The sequence below is a fragment of the Kitasatospora nipponensis genome, assembly GCF_039528135.1.
GTDB classification, from domain to species: domain Bacteria; phylum Actinomycetota; class Actinomycetes; order Streptomycetales; family Streptomycetaceae; genus Kitasatospora; species Kitasatospora nipponensis.
In genome coordinates this window covers 19,797-27,718 of the sequence record NZ_BAAALF010000108.1, presented here as the reverse complement: position 1 = coordinate 27,718, position 7,922 = coordinate 19,797, and the positions used below count along the sequence as shown (strand labels likewise).

The window sequence follows — 7,922 nt, the reverse complement described above, 5'->3', positions numbered from 1 at the left end:
TTCCAGGCCGCCGCCCAGGGCGCCCCGCTCGACCTGGTCGGCCCCGCGGGCGGGCAACCGGTCCTGGTGGACGGCGTCTCGGCCGGCGCGCCGATGGCCGGCGCCCCGGCCGGCTCCGCCTCGCCCTCCGCCGCCCCGTCGGTGTCACCCTCCACGGCCCCCTCCGCCGCCGCTCCCTCCACCTCGCCCTCCGGCGCCCCGGCCTCACCCTCCGCCTCGCGCACCGCCGGCCCCACCCCCGCCGGTACGAGCCCCGCCCCGACGCCCGCCAGGACCGCCTCCGCCACCCCGCGGGCCGGCTCCACCGCCTCGGTGGCGGCCTACGCCCAGCAGGTCCTCGACCTGGTCAACGCCCAGCGCGCGCAGAACGGTTGCGGCCCGCTGACCGCCAACGCCAAGCTGCAGAGCGCCGCCCAGGGCCAGTCCGACGACATGGCGGCGCGCAGCTTCTTCGACCACACCAACCCCGACGGCGCCGGCCCCCAGCAGCGGATCGACGCGACCGGCTACCACTGGAGCACCTGGGGCGAGAACATCGCCCGCGGCCAGGTCGATCCGGCCGCGGTGATGGACAGTTGGATGAACAGCCCCGGCCACCGGGCGAACATCCTCAACTGCTCGTTCAAGGAGATCGGCGTGGGCATCCACCTGGGCCCCGGCGGCCCCTGGTGGACCCAGGACTTCGGCGCCCCCTGACGATGAGGTGGGAGATCCGGTGACCCTGCCCGTGGACGGCGAACGGTGGCGCACCGCGCACCGGGCCGTGCTCGACCACCTGCTCGCCCTGGTCGCCGGGTCCCCGCTGGGGGACGCCCTGGTGCTGCGGGGGAGCATGGTGATGTCGGCCTGGGTGGGGTCCGACGCGCGGGAGCCCGCCGACCTCGACTGGATCGTCCCCCCGCCCCCGCTGGTCCCCCTCGATCCCGAGCACCCCTACCCGTACGTGGCGGAGGTGGCGGAGGTCCAGCAGTGGCCGGAGGCGGCGGACGGCGCCGGCCGGTACGAGATCTGGCGGTTCGAGGACTTCGGCACCCGCGGCCTGCGGCCGGTGACGCCGCCCGAGGGACTGCACTGGATCGTCGAGGCGGAGCCGGAGTACGACCCGCCGCACGAGGCCCTGCTCGACCTGGTGCGTGAGCGGCCGCAGGCCGCGCCGGGCGTGCTGCTCGACGCGGACGCCGCCCGGGCCGACGGCACCTGGACCTACGCGGAGTACGGCACCGCGGGCGTCCGCCTCATCGTCCCCTGGCGGGCGCGGGGCCTGCCGCCCGGCGAGGCACGGTTGGACTTCGCCCGCGACGAGCGGCTGCCGGAGCCCCCCGTCCTGACGGCGATCCCCCGCGGCGACGGCGCAGGACGGACCCCCGTGCGCACCGCCGGACGCGAACTGTCGCTCGCCTGGAAGCTGTTGTGGCTGCACACCGACTGCGCCACGCACGGCCGGGCGCAGGCCAAGGACCTCTACGACGCGGTCCTCCTCGCGGAGGCCGCGGCCACCACGCTCTCCCCACGGCTGCTGCGCACGGTCTTCCGCCAGGCGCCGGGCGGCCCGGCGGCGGCGGATGCCCTGGGCCGGGACGCCGTGGCGCGGTGGTCCGTGGACTGGCAGGGGTTCCGCGCGGAGCACCCACGGGTGCGGGGTACGGCCGAGGAGTGGCTGGAGCGCCTGGGCCGGGCCCTGGAACGGCGCGGGTCGCGAGGTCCCGGGTTCAGGCGGCGGTGAAGACGCCCTCCGTGAACTCGGTGACGTCGGTGAAGCCCAGCCGCCGGTAGAGGGCGAGCGCCGGGGCGTTGTCGGCGCGGACGTTGAGCCCGATGTGGTCGACGGACCGTGCCAGGAGGCGGCAGAGCTCCGCCACGCAGGCGGCCGCGGCGCCGCGGCCGCGCAGCAACGGATGCGTGGTGACGTTGCCGATCGCGGCCGCCCGGTAGGTCGGGGAGTAGGCGTGCACGCCGGCCGTGGCGACCAGCCGGCCCTCGTGCCGGACGCCGACGTACTGGCCGCTGTCGAGCATCCGCTCGTCGAACCAGTTGCCGGGGTAGGCCTCGGCGAACAGGCCGGTGAGCTCCGGCAGGTCCGCGCGGCGCAGCACCTCGGGACGCCAGGGGCCGCCCTCGTGGCGGGCGGCCCGGGCGGGGTCGGTGAGCGCCATCCGGAGCATGGTGGTGCGGTGGTCCACCCGGTACGCGGCTTCCAGCACCTTCGCCCCGTTCCCGGTCAGGTGCCCCAGGAAGCGCCGGGGCAGCACCGGCAGCATCGCGTCGAGCAGCCGTTCCAGCGCCGGCGCCTGCGCGGGGCGGCCGAAGCCCAGCAGGGTGGGCGTCTGGCTCACCGCGTACAGCAGCGCCACCGGCCCGCCGTGTGCGGAGGTGTACCAGGTGGTGCCGGGCCACAGCAGGTCGTCCAGGTCGCCGAGCTCGAAGAGGTGCAGCGCGGGGTCCCGCCCGAACAGCGCGGCGAGTTCGGACCTGTCGTGAAGGCTCACCAGTGACATCCCGTCACCCTACGACGCACCGGCCGCACCCGGCGGACCGGCCCCGGGCGCCCGGGGAGACCGGAAAACCCGGCGACAGCCACCGGTCCGCTCCTCCAGACTGTCCGGATTCCGGTCGGTCCCCCGACCCGACCGACCCGACCCGACCCCGCACAGAAGGGCCGCCCTGATGACCTCGGTCTCCCCCCTCGCTGCCTCGGTGCGCGTCCGCCTCCAGCAGGCGATCGACGCGGCACTGCCCGACGCACCCGGCTGCGACCCGCAGCTGCGTCGCAGCGAGCGCGCGGACTTCCAGGTCGACGGGCTGCTCGGCGCCGCACGGACGCTCGGCACCGCGCCGCGGGTACTGGCCCAGCGGGTCGTCGACGTGCTGGCCGCCGACGCGCCGACCGGTGACCCGCTGATCGCCGGCTGGGAGGTCTCCGGACCGGGCTTCGTCAACCTGACGCTGACCGATGCCGCGCTGCTCGGGCAGGCCGAGGCCCGGCTGGCCGACGACCGGCTGGGCGTCGCGCCCTGGGCCGCGCCCGGCACCACCACCGTCCTGGACTACAGCCAGCCGAACGTGGCCAAGGAGATGCACGCGGGCCACCTGCGGTCCACGGTGATCGGCGACGCGCTGGCCCGGATCCTGGCCTTCGGCGGCGAGCGGGTGGTGCGGCGCAACCATCTCGGCGACTGGGGAACCCAGTTCGGCATGCTGATCCAGTTCCAGGACGAGCAGGTCGAACCGGACGTGCCGGACGAGGTACCGGACGTACCGGACACCGAGGGCGAGCCCGGCCGGCAGCCCGGCGGCCTCGGCTCGCTGACCCTGCTCTACCGGGCCGCCCGGGCCCGGTTCGAGGCCGACCCGGCCTTCGCCGAGCGGTCCCGGCGCCGGGTGGTCGCCCTGCAGGCCGGCGACCCGGCCACGGTGGCGGCCTGGCAGCGGATGGTGGCCGAGTCCAAGCAGCACTTCGAGGCCGTCTACCGGCAGCTCGACGTGCTGCTCACCGATCAGGACGCGGTCGGCGAGAGCCACTACAACCCGGTCCTGCCCCAGCTCTGCGAGGAGTTGGAGGCCGCGGGCGTGGCCGTGCGGTCGAACGGCGCGCTCTGCGTCTTCTTCGAGGACGTGCTGGGACCGGACGGCGAGCCGGTGCCGTTGATCGTCCGCAAGCGGGACGGCGGCTACGGCTACGCCGCCACCGACCTGGCCGCCGTGCGCGAGCGGGTCTCGGTGCTGGGCGCCGACCGGCTGCTGTACGTGGTGGACCACCGGCAGGCGCTGCACTTCCGGATGGTCTTCGAGACCGCCCGGCGGGCCGGCTGGCTGCCCGCGCACGTGCACGCCGAGCACCTGCCGTTCGGCACCGTGACCGGCCCGGACGGGCGGCCGTTCAAGACCCGGGCGGGCGAGACGGTGCGGCTGGTGGACCTGCTGGAGCAGGCCGTGGCGAGCGCGGGCGAGGCGGTCGCGGTCAGGGAGGCCGACCCGCGGGGCGCCGCCCGCTCGCCCGGGCAGCGCTCCGAGCTGGCCCGGCAGCTGGGCATCGCCGCCGTCAAGTACGCCGACCTGTCCACCTCGCGGGCCCGCGACTACGCCTTCGACGCGGCTCGGATGGTGTCGATGACCGGCGACACCGGCGTCTACCTGCAGTACGCGCACGCCCGGATCCACTCGATCCTGCGCAAGGCCCCGGCCGACGCCGTGGCCCGCGCGAACCCGGACGTCGTGCTGCTGCCCTCGGAGCGGGTGCTGGCCCTGCTGCTCGACGAGTTCGGCGCGGCGCTGACGGCCGCGGCCGGCAGCTGCGAGCCGCACCGGCTCTGCGACTACCTGCACCGGCTCGCGGTGGCGTTCAGCGCCTTCTACGAGCACGGGCCGGTGCTGTCGGCCCCCGACCGGGCCACCCGGGAGAACCGACTGCTGCTCTGCCGGCTCACCGCCCGCACGCTGGCCCAGGGGCTGGAGCTGCTCGGCCTGGCCGCGCCCGAGCGGCTCTGACCCCCGCCACCGACGGCCCGCCTGCGACAGGCGGGCCGTCCGCGCGTCGGCGGTGCCTACACCGCCCGCTCACCGAGCCCCGGGGGCTCGGCCAGCGCCAGCCCCCGCACCGCCTCGATCACCTCGACCGCCTCGATCCCCTCGACCGGCTGCCCGGTCGCCGCCTTCTGCGCGGCGGCCTGGGCCGCCTGCACCTCGGCGCGGCCCAGCGCCAGGTGGGCGGCGCAGGCCACCACCACCCAGGCGAGGCCGCCGCTGTGGGTGTAGGCGTGGCCGGCGGTGTGCAGCTGCTGCTGGTCGGTGCCGCAGTAGAGGCACGCGTTGGCGTGCAGCTGCTCGCCGCTGACCAGCAGCTGCTGGGCCGGGCCCTCGATCGGGTGGTAGTCGATCGGGATCGGCGGCCGGGCGGCGGTGAGCTGGTGGGTCGTCAGGTCCGAGGTCATCGGGTCAGCTCCAGGGTGAGATCTCCAGGATCGGGCGGATCCGGGATCGGTCACCCTGTGTGCCCGCTCGGCTTCCACCCGTATGCCCAGCCTGGCCCTGCCGGGCCCCCGCCGCACCCCGGACGGCCAGATTGGCCGCCCTTTTCGGCCGGACGCCCGTCACCCCCCGGTCACCGTCCCCGACCCCGGACGTCCCACCCATCCGGGCCGTCCCACCGGCCCCTGCCGACGGCGCGGCGCCGGCGAAGTACCTCCACCGGCCAATCATTCGTTCATCAAATCGTTACCGCCTGCTACCGTTGTTGCCATGAACGCTCCCTCCCCCGTCCCGCTGCCGGCGACCGTCACCTTCCGCCTGGGCACCCTCGGCAGCCTCGTCACCGAGCGCTTCACCGAGCGGATCGAGGCGTTCGGCCTCAAGCCCAAGGACGTCGGCCTGCTCACCCTGCTCCAGGCCGGCGGCCCCGCCTCGCAGTTGGAGGTGGCCCGCACCATGGGCGTCGCGCCGAGCCTGGTGGTGACCGTCGCCGACCGGCTGGAGGCGCTGGGCGCGGTGCGGCGGCTGCGCGACCCCGGTGACCGCCGGCGCCAGCAGCTGGTGCTGACCGAGCCGGGCCGCACGCTGCTCGCCCGCTGCGCGGCCACCGCCGAGGAGCTCGGCCGCGAGCTGCTCGCCGCCCTGGAGGAGCAGGACCGGCAGGTCCTGCACCAGGCCCTGGGCCGGCTGGCCGCGGCCCACGGCCTGCCGCACTGAGCCGACCGGCCCGCCGCGCGACCGGCCGCACGACCCTCCGCACGGCGCCGCACGCGACTGCGCGGGCGGCGCCAGGACCCACCGCACGGCTGCCACCGTCCGGGTGACAGAGTGTCAGTATGCCGACCATCTCCCTGCCCCAGCAGCTCACCCGCACCGGCCGCCTCACCTTCGGCGCACCGAGCCGGTTCACCCTGACCCCGGACGGCACCCGGCTCCTCTTCCTGCGCAGCCGCGGCGGCGAGGACCCGGCGGGCTGCCTCTGGGCGCTCGACTGCGCCGACGGCACCGAGCGGCTGCTGGTCGACCCGGCCGAACTGCTGGGCGGCGGCGAGGAGCAGCTCTGCGAGGAGGAGCGCACCCGGCGCGAGCGCACCCGGGAGCAGGGCGCCGGCATCGTCGGCTACGCCACCGACGCGGCGGTCGAGCTCGCCGTCTTCGCGCTCTCCGGCAGCCTCTGGACGGTCGACGTCGCCACCGGCGCGGCCCGCCGGCTGCCCGCGCCCGGCCCGGTCGGCGACCCGCGGCCCGACCCGACCGGGCGCCACATCGCCTACCTCGGCGGCGGCGCGCTGCGGGTGATCGGCGCCGACGGCAGCGGCGACCGGGCGCTGGCCGCCCCGGACGGACCGGACGTGGTCCTCGGCGCGGCCGAGCACGTCGCCGCCGAGTCGATGGGCCGCCGGCGCGGCTACTGGTGGGCACCGGACGGCTCGCGGCTGCTGGTCGCCCGGGTCGACACCTCCGCGGTCGCGCTCTGGCACCTCGCCGACCCGGCCCATCCGGACCGCCGGCCGCGCGCGGTGCGCTACCCGGGCGCCGGCAGCCCCAACGCGGACGTCTCGCTCTGGCTCGCCGACCTGACCGGCCACCGCACCGAGGTGCGCTGGGACCGGGCCGCCTTCGAGTACCTCACCGCCGCCGGCTGGGACGCGCACGGTCCGTTCGCCGCCGTGCAGAGCCGCGACCAGCGCACCACCCGGCTGCTGGCCCTCGACCCGGCCGACGGCGCCACCCGCATCCTGCACGAGCGCCGGGACGAGCACTGGGTGCAGCTGGTCCCCGGTCTGCCGGCGCGCACCGAGGGCGGCCTGCTGCTCGGCTCGGTCGACCGGGACGGCACCCGGCGGCTGACCGTCGGCGGCGTCCCGGTCACCGACGAGGGCCTGCAACTGCGCGCCGTGCTCGGGGTGGACGGCGAGCGGGTGCTCTTCACCGCGGGCGAGGACCCCACGGAGATCCAGCTCTGGTCCTACCGGGCCGACCAGGGGGTCCGCCGGCTGAGCGCGGAGCCCGGCCTGCACGACGGCCTGCTGCGGGCGGGCACCCTGGTGCACACCGCCCGCACCCCGGACCGTCCCGGCAGCCGGACCCGGGTGCTGCGCCTGGACGACGCCGGCGCCCCGGCCGGGCCCGACGTCCCGCTCGCCTCGCACGCCGCGCAGCCGGTGCTCGCGCTGCGCGTCACCCGCTCCACGGTCGGCCCGCGCGAGCTGCGCACGCTGCTCTTCCTGCCCTCCTGGCACCGGCCGGGCGACGACCCGCTGCCGGTGCTGGTCGACCCCTACGCGGGCCCCGGCCTGCAGAAGGTGACCGCCGACCAGAGCGCCCACATGTTCGTCTCGCAGTGGTTCGCCGAGCAGGGCTTCGCGGTGCTGGTCACCGACGGGGCCGGCACGCCCGGGCGCGGGCCGCGCTGGGAGCGCGAGATCCACGGCGACTTCCTGGGCCCGGTCCTGGACGACCAGGTCGCCGCGCTGCACGAGATGGTCCGGCGCCACCGGGAGCTGGACCCCGGCCGGGTGGGCGTGCGCGGCTGGTCGTTCGGCGGCACGCTGGCCGCCGCCGCGGTGCTGCGCCGCCCGGACGTCTTCCACGCGGCCGTCGCCGGGGGCGCGGTCAGCGACCAGCGGCTCTACGACACGCACTGGCGCGAGCGCTACCTGGGCCACCCCGACACCTTCCCCGAGCACTACCGGGCCTGCTCGCTGCTGCACGACGCTCCGAAGCTGACCCGGCCGCTGCTGCTGGTGCACGGGCTGGCCGACGACAACGTGTTCGTGGCCAACACGCTGCGACTGTCCGCCGCGCTGCTGGCCGCGGGGCGCCCGCACGAGGTGCTGCCGCTGAGCGAGGTCACCCACGCGGCGCCGGCCGGGGACGGGTACGCCCGCCTGCTCGGACACCAGCTGGAGTTCCTCCGTCGCCACCTGGCCTGACCGCGCCGGGCCGAGCCGGGC

At 76.5% G+C, this 7,922-nt stretch carries 7 protein-coding genes; 5 read left to right on the top strand and 2 right to left on the bottom strand.

Features of this window, described 5'->3' with window-relative positions:
• Together ABD323_RS25735 and ABD323_RS25730 are read left to right on the top strand one after the other, a co-directional pair.
• Positions 1-696, top strand: a 696-nt coding sequence (locus ABD323_RS25735) for a CAP domain-containing protein (protein ID WP_344444331.1), incomplete at its 5' end; no start/stop codon positions are given.
• Positions 697-715: 19 nt separating this feature from the next.
• Positions 716-1,723 (top strand): nucleotidyl transferase AbiEii/AbiGii toxin family protein, encoded by a 1,008-nt coding sequence (locus tag ABD323_RS25730; protein WP_344444330.1) that lies wholly within the window; start codon positions 716-718, stop codon positions 1,721-1,723.
• On the opposite strand, the gene ABD323_RS25725 is transcribed toward ABD323_RS25730, so the two are convergent.
• Complete coding sequence (locus ABD323_RS25725; RefSeq protein ID WP_344444329.1) at positions 1,710-2,495, bottom strand: GNAT family N-acetyltransferase; 786 nt, start codon at positions 2,493-2,495, stop codon at positions 1,710-1,712. The two genes, ABD323_RS25730 and ABD323_RS25725, sit on opposite strands and share 14 nt — an antisense overlap.
• A 169-nt stretch (positions 2,496-2,664) precedes the next feature.
• Between ABD323_RS25725 and argS the strand changes: the two genes are divergently transcribed.
• Positions 2,665-4,485, top strand: coding sequence for an arginine--tRNA ligase (gene argS / locus ABD323_RS25720; RefSeq protein WP_344444328.1), 1,821 nt, complete (start codon positions 2,665-2,667; stop codon positions 4,483-4,485).
• A 56-nt stretch (positions 4,486-4,541) separates the two neighbouring features.
• Here the strand turns inward: argS and ABD323_RS25715 are convergent, their stop codons facing one another.
• Positions 4,542-4,928: a hypothetical protein gene (locus ABD323_RS25715; protein ID WP_344444327.1), complete on the bottom strand. Its 387-nt coding sequence runs from the start codon at positions 4,926-4,928 to the stop codon at positions 4,542-4,544.
• 307 nt (positions 4,929-5,235) lie between these two features.
• Between ABD323_RS25715 and ABD323_RS25710 the strand changes: the two genes are divergently transcribed.
• Positions 5,236-5,682, top strand: coding sequence for a MarR family winged helix-turn-helix transcriptional regulator (locus ABD323_RS25710; RefSeq protein ID WP_344444326.1), 447 nt, complete (start codon positions 5,236-5,238; stop codon positions 5,680-5,682).
• A 119-nt stretch (positions 5,683-5,801) separates the two neighbouring features.
• A complete protein-coding gene (locus ABD323_RS25705; RefSeq protein WP_344444325.1) occupies positions 5,802-7,901 on the top strand; it encodes a S9 family peptidase in 2,100 nt (699 codons plus the stop codon).
• Positions 7,902-7,922: the final 21 nt, after the last annotated feature.

Bases quoted from the DNA above. Each gene is read 5' to 3' on its own strand.
- ABD323_RS25710 (WP_344444326.1), top strand. From the start codon at position 5,236: ATGAACGCTCCCTCCCCCGTCCCGCTGCCGGCGACCGTCACCTTCCGC.
- ABD323_RS25725 (WP_344444329.1), bottom strand. From the start codon at position 2,495: ATGTCACTGGTGAGCCTTCACGACAGGTCCGAACTCGCCGCGCTGTTC.
- ABD323_RS25715 (WP_344444327.1), bottom strand. From the start codon at position 4,928: ATGACCTCGGACCTGACGACCCACCAGCTCACCGCCGCCCGGCCGCCG.
- ABD323_RS25705 (WP_344444325.1), top strand. From the start codon at position 5,802: ATGCCGACCATCTCCCTGCCCCAGCAGCTCACCCGCACCGGCCGCCTC.
- argS (WP_344444328.1), top strand. From the start codon at position 2,665: ATGACCTCGGTCTCCCCCCTCGCTGCCTCGGTGCGCGTCCGCCTCCAG.